The following is an 18,637-nucleotide window of genomic DNA, read 5'->3' as shown; positions in this document are numbered from 1 at the left end:
TAAAAATGCGTAATTCACTTAAAGCCGTTTTATTTGGTGCCTTCTCTGTCATGTTTTCTGCCGGTCTTCATGCTGAAACACATCAGCATGGCGATATGAATGCTGCCAGTGATGCTTCGGTACAGCAGGTTATCAAGGGCACCGGTGTCGTTAAAGACATTGATATGAATAGTAAAAAGATTACCATTTCGCACGAAGCAATCCCTGCTGTGGGCTGGCCTGCAATGACCATGCGCTTCACTTTTGTTAATGCAGACGACGCTATCAATGCCCTGAAAACCGGCAACCATGTCGATTTCTCGTTTATTCAGCAGGGCAATATCTCCTTACTCAAAAGCATTAACGTTACGCAATCCTGATTATCAGTCCGGAGCGAATACATCCAGTGCGCCTGAACATTCATTAAGGGATTACTGTGAATGAATGATCGGGCGCATATGCCAGGTGTTTTGATTTTTCAGCGAGAAATTGTATGGCTTCTTTAAAGATAAAATATGCTGCAATAATTATCAGCAGCCTCATAGCAGGGGGGCTGATATCGGTTACTGCCTGGCAGTATGTAAACTCATCACAAAAAACAGTACAAACCGAACAAAAGGCACCGGAGCGAAAGGTACTTTTCTGGTATGACCCGATGAAACCGGATACCAAATTTGATAAACCCGGAAAATCTCCCTTTATGGATATGGACCTGGTGCCGAAATATGCTGATGAAAGTGGCGATAAAAGCAGTGGCGGGATCCGTATCGATCCAACGCAGGTTCAGAATCTGGGATTAAAAACGCAAAAAGTCACGCGAGGAATGCTGAATTATTCCCAGACAATCCCGGCTAATGTCAGTTACAACGAGTATCAGTTTGTCATTGTGCAGGCGCGCTCTGACGGTTTCGTCGAAAAAGTGTATCCCCTGACGATTGGCGATCATGTGAAGAAAGGCACTCCGCTTATCGATATCACCATTCCTGAATGGGTTGAGGCACAAAGTGAGTTCCTGCTGTTATCCGGTACAGGCGGTACGTCAACCCAGATAAAAGGGGTTCTGGAGCGACTTCGTCTGGCTGGTATGCCGGAAGAGGATATTCAAAGGCTGCGTTCAACCCGCACAATCCAGACCCGTTTTACCATTAAAGCACCTATTGATGGTGTCATTACTGCGTTTGACCTGCGCACCGGCATGAATATTTCGAAAGATAAAGTAGTGGCTCAGATTCAGGGGATGGACCCGGTCTGGATCAGCGCTGCAGTGCCAGAATCTATCGCATATCTGCTGAAAGATACGTCGCAGTTTGAAATTTCGGTACCGGCTTATCCGGATAAAACATTCCATGTCGAAAAATGGAACATTCTTCCCAGCGTGGATCAGACAACCCGTACGCTTCAGGTCCGTCTCCAGGTTTCTAATAAGGATGAGTTTCTCAAGCCGGGCATGAATGCCTATCTGAAACTGAATACCAAGAGCCAGGAGATGCTGCTGATACCAAGCCAGGCCGTTATCGATACCGGCAAAGAACAGCGCGTGATTACTGTTGATGATGAAGGCAAGTTTGTGCCGAAACAGATCCACGTTCTGCATGAATCACAGCAACAGTCCGGCATCGGTTCCGGCCTGAATGAAGGCGATACCGTGGTGGTCAGTGGCCTGTTCCTCATTGACTCCGAAGCCAATATTACGGGCGCGCTGGAACGTATGCGCCACCCTGAAAAAACAGAAAGCAGTATGCCAGCAATGTCTGACCAGCCTGTAAATATGCATTCAGGGCACTGAGGAGACGACGATGATTGAATGGATTATCCGGCGCTCTGTCGCCAACCGTTTCCTGGTCATGATGGGGGCCCTGTTTCTCAGCATCTGGGGTACATGGACGATTATTAACACGCCGGTCGATGCCTTGCCTGACCTGTCAGATGTACAGGTCATTATCAAAACCAGCTATCCCGGCCAGGCCCCGCAGATTGTAGAAAACCAGGTCACCTATCCACTTACCACCACCATGCTGTCCGTACCTGGCGCAAAAACCGTGCGTGGTTTTTCACAGTTCGGGGATTCGTATGTGTATGTCATTTTTGAAGACGGCACCGATCTGTACTGGGCCCGTTCCCGCGTGCTGGAATATCTGAATCAGGTTCAGGGAAAACTGCCTGCCGGTGTGAGTTCTGAAATCGGTCCTGATGCCACGGGTGTGGGCTGGATTTTTGAATATGCCCTTGTCGATCGCAACGGAAAACACGACCTTTCAGAACTGCGCTCTCTGCAGGACTGGTTCCTGAAATTTGAGCTGAAAACCATCCCGAACGTGGCTGAGGTCGCTTCGGTTGGCGGCGTGGTGAAACAGTACCAGATTCAGGTCAATCCGGTAAAACTGTCCCAGTACGGTATCAGCCTGCCCGAAGTGAAACAGGCACTTGAATCGTCTAACCAGGAGGCCGGTGGCTCATCCGTTGAAATGGCCGAAGCGGAGTATATGGTCCGTGCCAGCGGTTATCTTCAGAGCATTGATGATTTTAATAACATCGTCCTGAAAACAGGTGAGAACGGCGTGCCGGTTTATCTGCGGGATGTTGCCCGCGTGCAGACCGGGCCCGAAATGAGGCGTGGTATTGCCGAGCTGAACGGCCAGGGAGAAGTCGCTGGCGGCGTGGTGATCCTGCGGTCGGGTAAAAATGCGCGCGACGTTATCACGGCAGTGAGGGATAAACTGGAGACGCTGAAGGCCAGCCTGCCGGAAGGCGTTGAAATCGTGACCACCTACGATCGCAGCCAGTTAATCGACCGGGCGATTGATAACCTCAGTTACAAGCTTCTTGAAGAGTTTATCGTTGTTGCTGTCGTTTGCGCACTGTTCCTCTGGCATGTCCGTTCTGCCCTGGTGGCGATTATTTCTCTGCCACTTGGCCTGTGTATCGCCTTTATCGTCATGCACTTCCAGGGACTGAACGCCAATATCATGTCGCTGGGAGGGATAGCGATTGCCGTCGGTGCGATGGTGGATGCCGCCATTGTGATGATTGAAAATGCGCACAAACGGCTTGAGGAGTGGGATCATCAGCATCCGGGTGAGCAGATTGACAACGCCACCCGCTGGAAGGTGATTACCGACGCCTCCGTGGAAGTGGGACCCGCGTTGTTCATTAGCCTGCTGATCATCACCCTGTCCTTTATTCCTATCTTTACCCTGGAAGGGCAGGAAGGTCGTCTGTTTGGCCCGCTGGCATTCACGAAAACGTACTCCATGGCGGGAGCGGCCGCACTGGCCATCATCGTCATTCCTATTCTGATGGGATTCTGGATCCGGGGGAAAATTCCTGCCGAGACAAGTAACCCCCTGAACCGGGTGCTGATCAAAGCGTATCATCCTTTGCTGCTGCGGGTCCTCCACTGGCCAAAAACAACCCTGCTGGTTGCGGCCTTGTCCATTTTCACGGTTATCTGGCCACTGAGTCAGGTGGGCGGTGAATTTCTGCCGAAGATTAACGAGGGCGATCTGCTGTATATGCCGTCGACCTTGCCTGGCGTCTCTCCGGCAGAAGCTGCAGCGCTCCTGCAGACAACAGACAAGTTAATCAAAAGCGTTCCTGAAGTGGCTTCTGTATTTGGCAAGACCGGTAAAGCAGAGACCGCAACGGATTCCGCGCCGCTCGAAATGGTGGAAACCACGATCCAGCTCAAACCTGAGGATCAGTGGCGTCCCGGCATGACAATTGACAAGATTATTGATGAACTCGACAGGACAGTCCGTTTACCGGGTCTGGCAAACCTCTGGGTGCCGCCTATCCGTAACCGTATTGATATGCTCTCAACCGGGATCAAAAGCCCGATAGGTATCAAAGTGTCCGGGACTGTTCTGTCCGATATCGACGCGACGGCGCAGAGTATCGAGGCGGTAGCCAAAACCGTGCCTGGCGTGGTGTCTGTCCTGGCTGAGCGACTTGAGGGCGGGCGCTACATCGATATCGATATCAACCGGGAGAAAGCTTCCCGGTACGGGATGACTGTGGGCGACGTCCAGCTGTTCGTCTCTTCAGCAATCGGTGGGGCTATGGTGGGTGAGACGGTTGAAGGCGTGGCCCGGTACCCTATTAACATTCGCTATCCGCAGGATTACCGTAACAGTCCGCAGGCGTTGAGAGAGATGCCAATCCTGACCCCAATGAAGCAGCAAATTACGCTGGGCGATGTTGCCGATATTAAGGTCGTTTCCGGACCAACCATGCTGAAAACCGAAAATGCCCGGCCAGCCAGCTGGATTTATGTTGATGCCCGCGGCAGGGACATGGTGTCGGTGGTGAACGATATTAAGACGGCCATCAGTGAGAAAGTGAAACTGAGACCGGGGACCAGTGTGGCATTCTCAGGACAGTTTGAATTACTCGAGCACGCCAATAAGAAATTAAAACTGATGGTACCGATGACGGTGATGATCATCTTCATCCTGTTATATCTGGCATTCCGCCGGGCTGATGAGGCCTTACTTATTCTGATGAGCCTGCCGTTTGCCCTGGTTGGCGGGATATGGTTCCTGTACTGGCAGGGCTTCCATATGTCAGTGGCGACCGGAACCGGGTTTATCGCCCTGGCCGGGGTGGCAGCAGAGTTTGGCGTGGTCATGCTGATGTATCTGCGTCATGCCATTGAAGCGCACCCGGAATTGTCCCGTAAAGAGACGTTCACACCGGAAGGCCTTGATGAAGCCCTCTATCATGGTGCCGTACTGCGTGTCCGGCCGAAAGCCATGACCGTGGCGGTGATCATTGCGGGTCTGCTGCCAATACTCTGGGGAACCGGTGCAGGTTCAGAAGTCATGAGCCGTATCGCGGCACCCATGATTGGTGGGATGATCACGGCTCCGCTGCTGTCCCTGTTCATTATTCCTGCCGCCTACAAATTAATCTGGCTGCGCAGACATAAAAAAAGCGTGTCCTGAACCTGAAAGGGCACCCCCTGTGGGTGTCCTTCTTTACTGATTCACCCTGACGTCAGGGTTTATATCGATAATATACAGAGGTGAGTATGAAAAAAGTGGTTCTAATGGCGCTGGCTCTCGGCCTTTCACTACCCGCGATGGCGAGTGAAAAAGTGATTGATATGTACAAATCTGAAAACTGTGGCTGTTGTTCCCTGTGGGGCAAAGCGATGGAAAAAGACGGGTTTGAAGTACGAACTCACGTCATGAATGATCAGGCGCTGTCAGCCCTGAAAGAAAAGCATGCTATTCCTGCAGGACTACGAAGTTGTCATACCGCGGTTGCCGGTAATTTGATCATTGAAGGCCATGTGCCTGCGACAACGATACATAAGGCAATGCAGTCTGGTTCGGGTATATACGGTCTCGCCACCCCCGGTATGCCAGCAGGAAGTCCTGGAATGGAGATGGGAGCCCGAAAAGAGGCTTACGATGTTATCGCATTCTCACCGGATGGAAGTAAAAAAGTCTTCCAGCGAATCGAATAGTCAGCGGAACGGCTGATAACGGGACGCCGGTAGCAGGCACTCCTGTGCCGGCGATATTCGTGGTAATCGCATCCATGACATACCCTGAAGACAGAAGATGCTTCGGTATGCATAAGGAGAGTTACTGTGAAAAATGACAATGCAGTGCAACACAACAACCAGACTGCTTCTGAGCAGACATTATCCCCGGACGAGGGCCACGTATTGCATAAGGTGAGAGATCCCGTGTGCGGGATGGCCATCCTGCCCGACAGGGCGCACAGCAGCATTCGATACCAGGACCACCAACTTTATTTCTGCTCCGCCAGCTGTGAGAGTAAATTTAAAGCCCATCCCGATCGTTATCTTACCGAAGATGCCAGTGAACATTCCCATCACCATCACCACGATCATCACGAAGTCAGCCCTGATCAGATAAAACAGCCTCACAACCAGGCGGAAAAAGAGAATTCTGAAGGTGTGTGGACATGTCCGATGCACCCGGAGATACGCCGCAGTGGTCCCGGAAGCTGTCCTGTCTGTGGAATGGCACTGGAGCCGCTCGTAGCTACGGCATCCACGGGGCCGAGTGATGAACTTCACGACATGACAAGACGCTTCTGGCTGGGGTTGTTGCTGGCGTTTCCGGTTCTGGTACTCGAAATGGGATCTCATCTGTTTCCCGACTTGAGGAATACAGTACCGCCACAGTACAACACATGGCTGCAGTTGCTTCTGGCCTCCCCTGTCGTGTTGTGGTGTGGCTGGCCATTCTTCGCCCGGGCCGGAATGTCGTTACGTAACCGCTCCCTGAATATGTTTACCCTTGTTGCAATGGGGACCGGCGTAGCCTGGGTTTACAGCGTCATTGCAACCGTCTTCCCCTCCTGGTTTCCTGCATCGTTCAGAAACATGGATGGCCTGGTGGCCGTTTATTTTGAAGCCGCAGCAGTTATTACGGTGCTTGTTCTGCTGGGACAGGTTCTTGAGCTGCGGGCACGGGAACAAACCTCAGGCGCCATTACTGCGCTTCTGAACCTTGCCCCCAAAACCGCCAGACGGCTGGATCATGACGGTCATGAAACGGATATTAATGCGGAAGATGTCCTGCCTGGCGATAAGCTCCGCATCAGACCTGGAGAGAGTATTCCGGTCGACGGTATCGTGATCGAAGGCAAAACAACCGTTGATGAATCGATGGTGACCGGGGAGTCTATGCCGGTTACCAAAACGAAGGGTGACCCTGTCATTGGGGGGACGATTAATCAGACAGGTAGTCTTATCATCCGTGCAGAGAAAGTCGGTGATGAAACGATGCTCTCACGAATTGTTCAGATGGTCGCTGATGCACAGCGTTCGCGTGCCCCCATCCAGAGAATGGCAGACAGCGTTTCAGGCTGGTTTGTTCCTCTGGTGATACTTATCGCGGTTGTTGCTTTCTTGATCTGGTCTGTCTGGGGGCCCGAGCCCAGGATGGCGCACGGTCTCATTGCGGCTGTGTCGGTCCTGATTATTGCCTGTCCCTGCGCGCTGGGACTGGCCACGCCGATGTCGATAATGGTGGGGGTGGGCAAAGGCGCCCAGGCCGGGGTGTTAATCAAGAATGCCGAAGCCCTTGAGCGTCTTGAAAAAGTGGACACGCTGGTTGTCGACAAAACAGGCACGCTCACGGAAGGTTCGCCTACGGTGACAGGGATTATCAGTCTCAGTCCGGGTGGGGAAATATCTCTTTTACGTGTAACAGCTGCAGTGGAAAAAGGTTCGCAGCATCCGTTGGGTATGGCTGTTGTCAGAGCCGCGCATGAAAAGGGGATCGTGATACCTGCCGTCAGTAATTTCAATGCCCCGTCGGGGAAAGGTGTCTCAGGCGATGTCGAAGGTCAACGGGTTGTTATTGGTAATGAACTGGCTATGCAGGAAAACAGTATCGTTATTGATAATCAAAAGGCCGTTGCGGATACGTTGCGGATGGAAGGCGCTACCGTTATCTATGTGGCCACAGACGGGAACCTTGCAGGCCTGATAGCTATCTCGGATCCCGTGAAAGCAACCACGCCGGATGCGCTTAAAGCTTTGCGTCAGGCGGGGATCCGCATTGTTATGCTCACCGGGGATAACCAGCTTACTGCTGAAGCAGTCGCACGGAAACTGGGAATAGATGAGGTTGAAGCCGGGATTCTGCCGGATGGCAAAAAAGCAGTGATAACCCGACTGAAAGCGTCTGGCCATGTGGTTGCGATGGCCGGAGACGGTGTGAATGATGCCCCGGCGCTGGCAGCGGCTGACGTGGGTATAGCCATGGGAACGGGTACAGATGTGGCAATAGAAAGTGCTGGCGTTACCCTTCTCAAAGGCGATTTGATGATACTCAACAGGGCCCGTCATCTGTCAGAAATCACCATGAAAAATATCCGGCAGAATCTGTTTTTTGCGTTTATCTACAATGCTCTTGGGGTGCCTGTAGCTGCAGGTCTGCTTTATCCTGTGTATGGAATACTGCTGTCGCCAGTTATTGCGGCGGCGGCTATGGCCCTTTCCTCCGTTAGCGTCATTGCAAATGCGTTGCGTCTGAAAAGTGTCAGGCTCGGGAAATAACCCTGAATGAAGGGTCTGTTACTAACAGAAGGAGTCCGGTATGAAAAGTACCACCTATGCGCTTATTGCTGTCGCCGCGATTGCGGCATTTGCCCTCCTGCGCGAACACTGGTCACATGTGGCAGGTTACTGGCCATATCTGTTATTGCTGGTCTGCCCGCTAATGCATCTTTTCCACGGCCACGGAGGGCATGGAGATCATCAACATCAAGGAAGTGAAAACGATAAAAAAAATTAATCCGGCAGACGGGGCCGCGTCGCGGCCCCGTTATCAGTCCAGGTATCGTTCGTAGTCTCTGGCATGCGCAAAGGCATGCTGTTCAAGTTTGTTATCAGCGGGTGCCGCTGCCCGGAACGCCAGTGAGTTAACAGGATTGTTATTGATGACCAGCTCGTAATGCAGATGAGGACCGGATGAACGTCCGCTGTTACCGGATAACGCAATAGCGTCTCCCCGGGTAACCCTGGCCCCTTTAGTAACGAGTATTTTATTGAGGTGGAGATAGCGAGTTTTAACACCGGCTTTTCCCGTTACTTCAACAAAATATCCCATGGTACTGTTGTATTCGGCCCGGGTGATTTTTCCGTCGATGACGCTGACTATTTTCGTGTTCATGGGCATGGAATAATCAATGCCATTATGGGGACTCACTTTTCCCGATACCGGGTTAAGTCTTGCAGGATTGAAAGGCGAACTGAGTCTTGCTGTGGCCGGTAACGGATAATCGAGACTGCCTTTCCCGGAAGTATCGGAAAGGTTATAGAACTTTTTATCTGATATACGATACGCCGTGTAATTAAATGAACCGGACGTAAATTTATAGGCCACGACACGTGATTTTCCCGCTTTCTTTTGCAGTACGAGTTTTAATGATTCATTTTTTTTCAAATGCCGCAGATTAAACCGGGAAGGCAAGGAGCGCTGAAGAGTAGCGATCTCGTTCGATTCCAGCCCCGAGCGGGTGGCTGAAAGGTAGGCATTTTCTTTTACGACATCGGTAGAATACATTTACTGGAATTCGCCGTTAGCATGAACACTGCGGCGTATGCTAGGGGTTTTCAGGAGGCGTGTCATCTGTCAGTTAATCGGGAGCACCGTTGATGGTCGTCATTTTTGTAACATATCTTGTTTCCCGTTTGCTCCTGAAGCTCTGGGAACTGTATGACCAGCCCGACGGTGATGATTAACGGGACTGAAACAGGTTACGGCAGAGCAATATGGGGCTCATGTCCTGCTACGTAACCCGTCAGTAAAGCCCTGCTGCGCACCTGACGCTAAGCACTAACCCGCCTGCAGTTACCTGGTCGAATACAGCCCGCGAAGCTTTCTTGCCTGCGTCTGATGTGCTTCCGCACCGGCATTATTGACCTGCTCATGCACGAGAGCGGCTTTTTCTCCGGCATTCAGTTCGTTAAAAGAAGAAGACGAGGTCTTTGAATTTGCATCACTGCCGGACAGCATTTTTTTATGTTCCTCAATCATTTTCTGATGCGCATAGGACGCGCTGTTGTTCATAAATGAATGAGCAACAATGGCCCTTTCATGTTCATTCATTTCAGAGAATGAGGGCGTGTTGTTTTTATTAACCCTGTCCGGTAAGTTTTCATGCGTCGAGGAGTTCACATGACTGACGGCTGAGGCATTATTAACAAATCGATGTGCTTCATGGGCAATATCACTGGACTGAGCAAAAGCTGCCCCACAAAATAAAGCTGTAAACGCAGTGGTCGTGATTAATATATTCATGTGTAATTACCTTCTGAGGTACATAAAAGATGTCCTTATGATCATATATAAAAAAATCAACCTGTGGAGAAGATGACGTAAATGTAATACAGCCACGTACATTACACGATTGTAATGAATTTGTTTCTTAAGGTGTGCTAGATTCATTTCATTGTAAGTGGATGAACCAGTAATTTAATTTAAATCGGTTCTCGAATTCTGTCAGTAACCATACTTTAAATAAGGGAATGCGCATGCTGTTGAAAACGTCTCGACGAACTTTCCTGAAGGGGTTAACCCTCTCTGGCGTAGCCGGAAGTCTTGGCGTATGGAGTTTCAATGCGCGTTCCAGTCTGAGCCTGCCAGTTGCCGCATCCCTGCAGGGTACTCAGTTTGACCTGACCATTGGTGAAACGGCCGTCAATATCACGGGCAGTGAGCGTCAGGCCAAAACAATCAATGGAGGCCTGCCGGGGCCCGTTCTTCGCTGGAAAGAAGGTGACACCATTACCCTGAAGGTCAAAAACCGTCTTAATGAACAGACGTCCATTCACTGGCACGGCATTATTCTTCCGGCCAATATGGATGGTGTTCCGGGGCTGAGTTTTATGGGCATAGAGCCTGATGATACCTACGTTTACACCTTTAAGGTTAAGCAGAACGGGACTTACTGGTACCACAGCCATTCCGGTCTGCAGGAACAGGAGGGGGTATACGGTGCCATTATCATCGATGCCAGGGAGCCAGAACCGTTTGCTTACGATCGTGAGCATGTGGTCATGTTGTCTGACTGGACCGATGAAAATCCTCACAGCCTGCTGAAAAAATTAAAAAAACAGTCGGATTACTACAATTTCAATAAACCAACCGTTGGCTCTTTTTTCCGCGACGTGAATACCAGGGGGCTGTCAGCCACCATTGCCGATCGGAAAATGTGGGCTGAAATGAAAATGAATCCGACTGACCTCGCGGATGTCAGTGGCTACACCTACACCTATCTCATGAACGGGCAGGCCCCGCTGAAAAACTGGACCGGACTGTTCCGTCCCGGTGAAAAGATACGCTTACGGTTTATCAACGGCTCGGCAATGACCTATTTCGATATCCGTATCCCCGGGCTGAAAATGACGGTCGTGGCTGCAGATGGCCAGTATGTAAACCCGGTTACCGTTGACGAATTCAGGATTGCCGTTGCCGAAACCTATGATGTCATTGTGGAGCCTCAGGGTGAGGCCTATACCATCTTCGCACAATCCATGGACAGGACCGGTTACGCTCGAGGGACACTGGCCACGAGAGAAGGGTTAAGTGCTGCCGTTCCCCCCCTCGATCCCCGTCCTCTGTTGACCATGGAAGATATGGGTATGGGGGGAATGGGACATGATATGGCAGGAATGGACCACAGCCAGATGGGAGGCATGGATAACAGCGGAGAGATGATGTCTATGGACGGTGCTGACCTTCCGGATAGCGGGACATCCTCCGCGCCCATGGATCACAGCAGCATGGCCGGTATGGATCATTCCCGGATGGCCGGAATGCCGGGTATGCAAAGTCATCCTGCGTCAGAAACGGATAACCCACTGGTTGATATGCAGGCGATGAGCGTCTCTCCGAAATTAAATGATCCGGGTATTGGTCTTCGAAATAACGGAAGAAAGGTTCTCACGTACGCGGATTTGAAAAGCCGCTTTGAGGATCCTGACGGACGTGAACCTGGCCGTACCATAGAACTGCATTTAACCGGCCACATGGAAAAGTTTGCCTGGTCATTTAACGGAATCAAGTTTTCAGATGCCGCACCGGTGCTGCTGAAATACGGTGAGCGGCTCAGGATCACGCTGATCAACGATACCATGATGACTCACCCCATTCACCTGCATGGTATGTGGAGCGATCTGGAAGATGAAAACGGTAATTTCATGGTTCGTAAACACACAATAGATGTTCCCCCTGGTACAAAACGCAGTTACAGAGTGACAGCAGATGCGCTTGGCCGCTGGGCGTATCACTGCCATTTGCTCTATCACATGGAAATGGGAATGTTTCGTGAAGTCCGGGTGGAGGAATGATGCGAATGAAGAGAAATTTGAAGGCCATACCTGTTCTGGTCGCCGGTTTGTTTACCTCACAGCTTTCTATTGCGGCGGGCTCCGTCTCTGCAGATCCCCACGCCGGGCACGACATGTCTGCCATGCAGATGCCAGCAGATGAGAATTTCACTGAGATGACGTCAATGGAGCCCATTGTAACTGAGAGCAGAACGCCAATTCCGCCTGTTACCGATGCCGACCGGAAGGCTGCATTCGGCAATTTACAGGGGCATGCGATTCACGACAGTGCGATTAATTATCTGGTTCTGCTGGATCAACTGGAATGGCAACGGTCGGATAACACCAACAATTTCAGCTGGAGTGTTAACAGCTGGATTGGAGGCGACACAGATCGGATTTGGCTAAAGAGTGAAGGTGAACGAAGCAATGGGGAAACGGAGGCGGCTGAAGCGCAGTTACTCTGGGGACATGCGGTTGGCCCATGGTGGGATTTGGTTGCGGGTGTCAGGCAGGATTTCAGACCTGCTTCTGCCCGGACCTGGGCTGCTGTCGGTTTTCAGGGGCTGGCACTCTATAATTTTGAGTCTGAAATTACGGGTTTTGTCAGTAATGGCGGAAAAGCAGCCCTTCGTCTGGGAGGAGAATACGACGTTTTACTGACTAACCGGCTCATACTCCAGCCATCCTATGAGGTGAATTTCTACAGTCAGGATGATGAATCGCGGGGTCGCGGCAGGGGACTGACTGACACAGAGCTGGGGCTCCGGCTGCGCTATGAAATACGCCGTGAGTTTGCACCCTATATAGGCGTTTCCTGGAATCAACTTTACGGGAAAACATCCGATATGGCGAAAAGAGAAGGTGAGAAAGACCATCAGGTAGTATTCCTGGCGGGAGCCAGAATCTGGTTTTAACGCACTGATATAAAACACTCAACTAAACAGGTAAATGAAATGTCGATTTTAAATAAAGTCATTCTTACAGGTGGCCTCGTTATGGGCGTTGCTTTCTCTGCTATGGCCCATCCGGAATTAAAAAGCTCTGTGCCACAGGCTGATTCAGCCGTAGCGGCCCCGGAAAAGATTCAGCTTAATTTCTCGGAAAATCTGACCGTGAAATTCTCAGGTGCAAAATTAACGATGACGGGTATGAAAGGCATGTCATCACATTCTCCGATGCCGGTCGCGGCAAAAGTGGCGCCAGGCGCTGACCCTAAATCGATGGTCATTATTCCGCGAGAGCCTTTACCCGCTGGCACTTATCGTGTTGACTGGCGCGCGGTTTCTTCAGATACGCACCCTATTACCGGTAATTACACCTTTACAGTGAAGTAATATTATGAACGACCTGATTATGATTGTTATTCGTTTTCTTCTTTATCTGGATTTGATGGTAATATTTGGATTGCCATTTTTTCAGATATATGGAATAAGCGGTGTCAGACATGAAACCTATAACCTGACTAATTTCAGGTCGTTTATAACCTTTGCTGTTGTTACAGGCATCATTCTTACTGGCATTAATATGCTCCTGGTATCTAATGCCATGAGTGGAGTAACTGACCTCAGAGAATTATCCATCCATGTTATCGAGATGGTGATAGAAGAAACTGATGTGGGTATTAGCTGGATTGTCAGGCTCTGTGCCCTGTTTACCACACTCGGTGCTTTGTTCCTTTACACTAATAAGAGAGTATTGTCCTGCCTGCTGATGACGATGAGTGGGGGCGTGGCGCTGGCTACACTTGCCTGGGGAGGACACGCCGTTATGCATGACGGTCTGCATTACTATCTCCATTTACTGAGCGATCTGACCCATCTCGGCGCTGCAGGTGCCTGGACAGGTGCTCTGGTTGCATTTGCTATCCTGCTGATGCGCAGAAACGAGCATAATGCACAGAGCGTCATTGTGATATCTGACTCCCTGGCAAAATTTGCCACGGCAGGAACGGTGATTGTTGTAGCCCTGATCCTGAGTGCGCTGGTCAACTATCTGTATATTGCTGAGGGTAACTTAACTCCCTTATTCAACAGTTCCTGGGGGAGGATATTGCTTGCCAAGACGGCTCTGTTTGTTCTGATGCTTCTTCTGGCTGCAGCAAACCGGTTTCACCTGGGTCCCCGGCTTGAAGTTATGGTCAGGGAAGGGAATTATGATCGCAGCGTTGCCCTGATGCGAAACAGCATCCTGACAGAATTCGTTGTTGCGATTATCATTCTGGGCGCCGTAGCGTGGCTTGGAATGCTTGCTCCGTCTCAGATCAGCTAGGGGACAGCCAAAGCTCATGCGTGAGATTTTTACTTTCATATCAGCGAGTTGACCATGCAGCGTATTTTAATCGTTGAAGACGAACAAAAAACAGGTCGTTACCTGCAGCAGGGACTGGTTGAGGAAGGCTATCAGGCCGATCTCTTTAATAATGGCCGCGATGGTCTCGGGGCCGCGTCGAAGGGACAGTATGATTTGATAATACTGGACGTGATGCTGCCTTTCCTCGACGGGTGGCAAATCATCAGCGCACTGAGGGAGTCCGGGCACGAAGAACCGGTCCTGTTTTTAACCGCAAAGGACAACGTGCGGGACAAAGTGAAAGGACTGGAGCTTGGCGCAGATGACTACCTGATTAAGCCCTTTGATTTTACGGAGCTGGTTGCACGTGTAAGAACCCTACTGCGCCGGGCACGCTCGCAGGCCGCAACAGTCTGCACCATCGCCGATATGACCGTTGATATGGTGCGCCGGACCGTGATCCGTTCGGGGAAGAAGATCCATCTCACCGGTAAAGAATACGTTCTGCTTGAGTTGCTGCTGCAACGCACCGGAGAAGTGTTACCCAGGAGTCTTATCTCGTCCCTGGTCTGGAACATGAATTTTGACAGTGATACGAATGTGATTGATGTCGCCGTGAGACGTCTGAGAAGTAAAATTGATGATGACTTTGAGCCAAAACTGATCCATACCGTTCGCGGTGCCGGATATGTCCTGGAGATCAGAGAAGAGTGAGGTTCAAAATTTCCCTGACCACACGCCTGAGCCTGATTTTTTCTGCGGTGATGCTTACGGTATGGTGGTTATCAAGTTTTATCCTGATTAGCACCCTGAATGGCTATTTCGATAATCAGGACCGCGATTTTCTGACAGGTAAACTTCAGCTCACCGAAGAGTTTCTTAAAACAGAGACGTTCAGGAACAAAACGGATATTAAGTCATTATCAGAAAAAATAAACGATGCGATGGTGGGGCACAATGGCTTATTCATTTCTATAAAAAACATGGAAAATGAAAAAATTGTTGAACTCTATGCCAAAAATTCTGTTGTTCCAGCGGTCCTGCTTAATAAGTCGGGTGATATTCTCGACTATATGATCCAGACGGAAGAAAATAACACCGTGTACCGCAGTATCTCGCGGCGGGTTGCCGTGACGCCGGAACAGGGTAAAAGCAAACATGTCATCATTACGGTTGCCACGGATACTGGGTATCACACCCTGTTTATGGACAAACTCAGTACCTGGCTGTTCTGGTTCAATATCGGTCTGGTCTTTATTTCTGTTTTTCTGGGCTGGCTGACCACACGTATTGGTCTGAAACCGCTACGGGAAATGACCAGTCTGGCTTCCTCCATGACCGTACACAGCCTGGATCAGCGTCTAAATCCCGATCTGGCTCCGCCGGAAATCTCTGAGACCATGCAGGAGTTCAATAATATGTTTGATCGCCTGGAGGGGGCATTCCGGAAACTGTCAGATTTCTCGTCTGACATCGCGCATGAGCTGCGCACACCAGTCAGTAATCTGATGATGCAGACGCAGTTTGCACTGGCTAAGGAAAGGGATGTTTCGCATTACCGCGAAATTTTATTCGCTAACCTGGAAGAACTGAAAAGGTTGTCACGAATGACCAGTGACATGCTTTTTCTGGCACGTTCAGAGCATGGTCTGCTGCGGCTGGATAAACATGATGTGGATCTGGCAGCCGAACTGAATGAATTACGTGAGTTGTTCGAGCCCCTGGCAGACGAAACAGGAAAGACAATCACGGTTGAAGGAGAGGGCGTTGTTGCCGGAGACAGCGATATGCTCCGACGTGCTTTCAGTAACCTGCTTTCCAATGCAATCAAGTATTCTCCCGATAACACCTGTACAGCGATACACCTTGAGCGTGACAGTGACTGTGTGAACGTGATGATTACGAATACGATGTCCGGCCAGGTTCCCGCTAATCTGGAACGTTTGTTTGACCGGTTCTATCGCGCAGACTCATCAAGGTTCTACAACACGGAAGGCGCGGGGCTGGGATTATCAATTACAAGGTCGATCATTCATGCTCACGGCGGCGAGCTGTCAGCAGAACAGCAGGGGCGGGAAATTGTGTTCAGTGTGCGTCTGTTAATGGATTAATACCGTTATTCAGGAGAAACCCGGAAGGTGACAAAAATGTCATCGTTCAGTCACGCGATAAACAGAGGCGGTTTTTTATAATCAGCCATAAATCAGGACAGCGTGATAATTCAATCGCCCGGTTCCTGGCGTGATGATCAACCAGCCCTGAGATCAAATGCTTTCTCTGTTATAAGCATTGATTGTTCGGGTATGAAAACACCGGAGACCCAACCATGAAAAAGATCCTTGTATCCTTTATTGCCATGATGGCTGTCGCTTCATCTGCCTGGGCTGCAGAGACAATGAACATGCATGACCAGGTAAATAATGCCCAGGCGCCTGCCCATCAGATGCAATCATCCGCTGAAAAAAGTGCAGTTCAGGGGGAGAGCATGAAAATGATGGATATGAGCGGTCACGATCAGGCCGCAATGTCCCATGAAATGATGCAAAACGGCAATTCTGCCGCCCATCAGGACATGGCTGAAATGCATAAAAAAATGATGAAAGCCAAACCTGAGAACACCCAAGAAACTGCTAAGCCATTTTCCGAAATGAGCGAGCATGAGAAAGCCGCTGTTGTGCATGAGAAGGCGAATAATGGCCAGTCTTCCGTTATTCATCAGCAACAGGCGGAAAAGCATCGCAGCCAGATCACCCAGAATTAACCCGCAGCTCCACTTGTCAGACCCTCATTTAACGCCGAAGTCACTGGCTTACGCTCCCGTCCGGGAGCGTTTTTTTTATAAGCGAAATGAATAATAATGAAAGAGTCCATACACAATGTTTTTTTTGGTCATGTCGACCTCACAATTAACTTATATTGTTTGAGAATCCTGTTCCCCGGTCATCTCCAGGGTGCATGTCGCGCCGTATCCTGAGACTGGCTGAGAATACGAATGACCGTAACCATAGAATGTGATGATACAAAATAGATCGTATGCCGGTTCTACCGGCAGTGTGCAGATATCGTCTCCCAGCTCTGCACAATGCGTGCCGATATCATGCATGGCCAGCACATCAAATACTGCAGCTATACGACCGATCTATGCATCCACCTGAACAACCCCGATCTGTCTGAAGCTGTAGTCCCAGATGGCCTCCAGATCCTCTTCTGCTTTGGGTGTCAGCTCAATCTCTTTCATTTGCCACCCTGGCCCTGACATTCCTCAGGAATGCATTCTTGTTCCATGGTTTCGCCTCGCCGCTGCTGATCCCTTCGGCCAGCAGATCGCGCAGTTCCTGAAGTCTGGATTCAGCCTGCTTTTCATGCAGCTCATCACCCACGTCCACCGTCATCGTACGAGCCATAACCCCTCCATATCTTAATGTAAGATTTATTCTTACATCATTAAATCAGCTTACTACGCTGCTTCCATCTCCGGCATTTTTTCAAAACAGCCCTGCTGCAGTCTGGAGATCCGACTTAGCCAGAAACCGGATCTGCGCGGCGGGAAACGCGCAAAGGATATGATAATTAAACCAAAAACATAAAATCATACTGAATGTGATATTTAGCATTAAACACTAACAATATTTGATATGATATTTGAATTATTAGTAAGAAATCATACATGATATGATTTTTAACCTAACCGGACATGTTCAGACGGAGCGAGCAGGATGGATGAGAAAGAAGTGAATTTTTCACTCAGCTATGAGCAGCTGACCCGGATAGCGGAAGAGCGTATCCGTGAATGCAATCTGGACAGCCAGGGCGCGATTTACATCAGCGAGTCAGCCAAGGCCGGTGCCGTGCTGAGCTATTGGTATGAACTGGCCATAAATGGCTATGCCTCAGTGAATGCCATAAAGAGACAAGAGCTCATAGACGCCGATCACCTGCGCCTCAGACAACTCATCTGGCCGGAGGCGGACAAGCAATGACTCAGGCGCGCCGACCATCGCCGCTGCAGCGGCGGGTGCTGATTGTGCTGGCCGCCCTCGATGCGAAACGGCCGGGCCCGGTGGCGACGCGGGATATCGAGCGGGTGCTGGAGCAGGGCGGGGACGCCCCGGTGTACGGGCCGAACCTGCGCGCCTCCTGCCGGCGCATGGAAGCCGCGGGCTGGCTGCGCACCCTGCGCGCCCCGAACCTGCAGCTGGCCGTCGAGCTGACGGAGGCCGGTCGCGGCATTGCAGAACCGCTCTTCCAGGCAGAACGCGAGGCTGAAACGGCACGACAACGACTGACAGACGTCCGGCGTCTGCCGTTACGCCAGACGGCTGCCGGTGACGCGGTGGAGCTGCAGCTGGATGACGGCCATTACACCATCAGGGAAGCGGCCTACGTGATCCGTCTGGACGGTACCACCTGTCTGCAGCTGACGGATGCCGGCGGCATACGCCGGATAAAAGAGGGCGATCCCCTGCAGGTGGCCAGCTGGTATCAGACCTGTTTTGATGCAGGCCTGCCGGTCACCGTCCAGGTGAATGAGAGCCGGGACTGATC

At 50.7% G+C, this 18,637-nt stretch carries 19 protein-coding genes and 1 pseudogene; 15 read left to right on the top strand and 5 right to left on the bottom strand.

All coding sequences use genetic code 11. The features are described from left to right. Window positions 1-5 precede the first annotated feature (5 nt). The 6 genes from cusF (at window position 6) to ACJ8MK_RS23630 (ending at window position 8,261) form a co-directional block, all read left to right on the top strand. Window positions 6-359: a cation efflux system protein CusF gene (cusF, locus tag ACJ8MK_RS23655; RefSeq protein ID WP_001246153.1), complete on the top strand. Its 354-nt coding sequence runs from the start codon at window positions 6-8 to the stop codon at window positions 357-359. Window positions 360-472: 113 nt separating this feature from the next. Beyond that, entirely contained in the window at window positions 473-1,765 is a 1,293-nt protein-coding gene (gene silB / locus ACJ8MK_RS23650; protein WP_004098959.1) for a Cu(+)/Ag(+) efflux RND transporter periplasmic adaptor subunit SilB, read from the top strand. Between the two features lie 10 nt (window positions 1,766-1,775). Further along, window positions 1,776-4,922: a Cu(+)/Ag(+) efflux RND transporter permease subunit SilA gene (gene silA, locus ACJ8MK_RS23645; RefSeq protein ID WP_004098958.1), complete on the top strand. Its 3,147-nt coding sequence runs from the start codon at window positions 1,776-1,778 to the stop codon at window positions 4,920-4,922. An 86-nt stretch (window positions 4,923-5,008) separates the two neighbouring features. Then, window positions 5,009-5,449 carry a DUF411 domain-containing protein gene (locus tag ACJ8MK_RS23640; RefSeq protein WP_000758228.1) on the top strand — a complete coding sequence of 147 codons (441 nt, stop codon included), beginning with the start codon at window positions 5,009-5,011 and terminating at the stop codon, window positions 5,447-5,449. 126 nt (window positions 5,450-5,575) lie between these two features. Further along, the gene (gene silP, locus ACJ8MK_RS23635; protein WP_004098955.1) at window positions 5,576-8,023 is read left to right on the top strand and encodes an Ag(+)-translocating P-type ATPase SilP; all 2,448 of its coding nucleotides are present in this window, start codon (window positions 5,576-5,578) and stop codon (window positions 8,021-8,023) included. Between the two features lie 40 nt (window positions 8,024-8,063). Further along, on the top strand, window positions 8,064-8,261 hold the full coding sequence (locus ACJ8MK_RS23630) for a DUF2933 domain-containing protein (RefSeq protein ID WP_000843497.1): 198 nt from the start codon (window positions 8,064-8,066) through the stop codon (window positions 8,259-8,261). Between the two features lie 33 nt (window positions 8,262-8,294). Here ACJ8MK_RS23630 and ACJ8MK_RS23625 read toward each other — a convergent pair whose 3' ends face one another. Further along, window positions 8,295-9,032 (bottom strand): peptidoglycan DD-metalloendopeptidase family protein, encoded by a 738-nt coding sequence (locus ACJ8MK_RS23625; RefSeq protein WP_004118669.1) that lies wholly within the window; start codon window positions 9,030-9,032, stop codon window positions 8,295-8,297. Between the two features lie 288 nt (window positions 9,033-9,320). Continuing rightward, window positions 9,321-9,770, bottom strand: a complete 450-nt coding sequence (locus ACJ8MK_RS23620) for a copper resistance protein (protein WP_001023257.1) — start codon at window positions 9,768-9,770, stop codon at window positions 9,321-9,323. A 233-nt stretch (window positions 9,771-10,003) separates the two neighbouring features. Here ACJ8MK_RS23620 and pcoA point away from each other — a divergent pair, with 233 nt between their 5' ends. The 7 genes from pcoA (at window position 10,004) to ACJ8MK_RS23585 (ending at window position 16,853) form a co-directional block, all read left to right on the top strand. After that, on the top strand, window positions 10,004-11,821 hold the full coding sequence (gene pcoA, locus ACJ8MK_RS23615) for a multicopper oxidase PcoA (protein ID WP_000925242.1): 1,818 nt from the start codon (window positions 10,004-10,006) through the stop codon (window positions 11,819-11,821). Between the two features lie 5 nt (window positions 11,822-11,826). Beyond that, a complete protein-coding gene (gene pcoB, locus ACJ8MK_RS23610) occupies window positions 11,827-12,717 on the top strand; it encodes a copper resistance outer membrane transporter PcoB (protein ID WP_001378118.1) in 891 nt (296 codons plus the stop codon). A gap of 39 nt (window positions 12,718-12,756) precedes the next feature. Then, window positions 12,757-13,137 carry a copper resistance system metallochaperone PcoC gene (gene pcoC / locus ACJ8MK_RS23605; RefSeq protein ID WP_001549790.1) on the top strand — a complete coding sequence of 127 codons (381 nt, stop codon included), beginning with the start codon at window positions 12,757-12,759 and terminating at the stop codon, window positions 13,135-13,137. Window positions 13,138-13,192: 55 nt separating this feature from the next. After that, the gene (gene pcoD / locus ACJ8MK_RS23600) at window positions 13,193-14,071 is read left to right on the top strand and encodes a copper resistance inner membrane protein PcoD (protein ID WP_080821469.1); all 879 of its coding nucleotides are present in this window, start codon (window positions 13,193-13,195) and stop codon (window positions 14,069-14,071) included. 54 nt (window positions 14,072-14,125) lie between these two features. Next, window positions 14,126-14,806 carry a copper response regulator transcription factor PcoR gene (gene pcoR / locus ACJ8MK_RS23595; protein WP_001188930.1) on the top strand — a complete coding sequence of 227 codons (681 nt, stop codon included), beginning with the start codon at window positions 14,126-14,128 and terminating at the stop codon, window positions 14,804-14,806. Next, window positions 14,803-16,203 (top strand): copper resistance membrane spanning protein PcoS, encoded by a 1,401-nt coding sequence (gene pcoS, locus ACJ8MK_RS23590; RefSeq protein WP_002436614.1) that lies wholly within the window; start codon window positions 14,803-14,805, stop codon window positions 16,201-16,203. The genes pcoR and pcoS overlap by 4 nt, the downstream gene beginning before the upstream one ends. Before the next feature lie 215 nt (window positions 16,204-16,418). Further along, window positions 16,419-16,853 carry a hypothetical protein gene (locus tag ACJ8MK_RS23585; RefSeq protein ID WP_004118347.1) on the top strand — a complete coding sequence of 145 codons (435 nt, stop codon included), beginning with the start codon at window positions 16,419-16,421 and terminating at the stop codon, window positions 16,851-16,853. A gap of 179 nt (window positions 16,854-17,032) precedes the next feature. Here ACJ8MK_RS23585 and ACJ8MK_RS23580 read toward each other — a convergent pair. From ACJ8MK_RS23580 to ACJ8MK_RS23570, 3 genes and pseudogenes are all read right to left on the bottom strand, one after another. Beyond that, window positions 17,033-17,195, bottom strand: a pseudogene (locus ACJ8MK_RS23580) (type II toxin-antitoxin system RelE/ParE family toxin). A 36-nt stretch (window positions 17,196-17,231) separates the two neighbouring features. Continuing rightward, window positions 17,232-17,351, bottom strand: coding sequence for a type II toxin-antitoxin system RelE/ParE family toxin (locus ACJ8MK_RS23575; protein WP_020323820.1), 120 nt, complete (start codon window positions 17,349-17,351; stop codon window positions 17,232-17,234). Beyond that, window positions 17,317-17,496, bottom strand: a complete 180-nt coding sequence (locus ACJ8MK_RS23570; RefSeq protein ID WP_004118349.1) for a type II toxin-antitoxin system ParD family antitoxin — start codon at window positions 17,494-17,496, stop codon at window positions 17,317-17,319. Before ACJ8MK_RS23570 ends, ACJ8MK_RS23575 begins: the two co-directional genes overlap by 35 nt. Window positions 17,497-17,808: 312 nt before the next feature. Between ACJ8MK_RS23570 and ACJ8MK_RS23565 the strand changes: the two genes are divergently transcribed. Continuing rightward, window positions 17,809-18,072, top strand: coding sequence for a hypothetical protein (locus ACJ8MK_RS23565; protein ID WP_009310051.1), 264 nt, complete (start codon window positions 17,809-17,811; stop codon window positions 18,070-18,072). After that, window positions 18,069-18,635 (top strand): hypothetical protein, encoded by a 567-nt coding sequence (locus ACJ8MK_RS23560; protein ID WP_009310052.1) that lies wholly within the window; start codon window positions 18,069-18,071, stop codon window positions 18,633-18,635. Before ACJ8MK_RS23565 ends, ACJ8MK_RS23560 begins: the two co-directional genes overlap by 4 nt. Window positions 18,636-18,637: the final 2 nt, after the last annotated feature.

Source organism: Serratia sp. CY38905 (assembly GCF_052168875.1).
Taxonomy (GTDB): Bacteria; Pseudomonadota; Gammaproteobacteria; order Enterobacterales; family Enterobacteriaceae; genus Serratia; species Serratia sarumanii.
The sequence above is the reverse complement of the archived record's forward strand: the minus strand, read 5'-3'. Positions and strand labels throughout refer to the sequence as shown.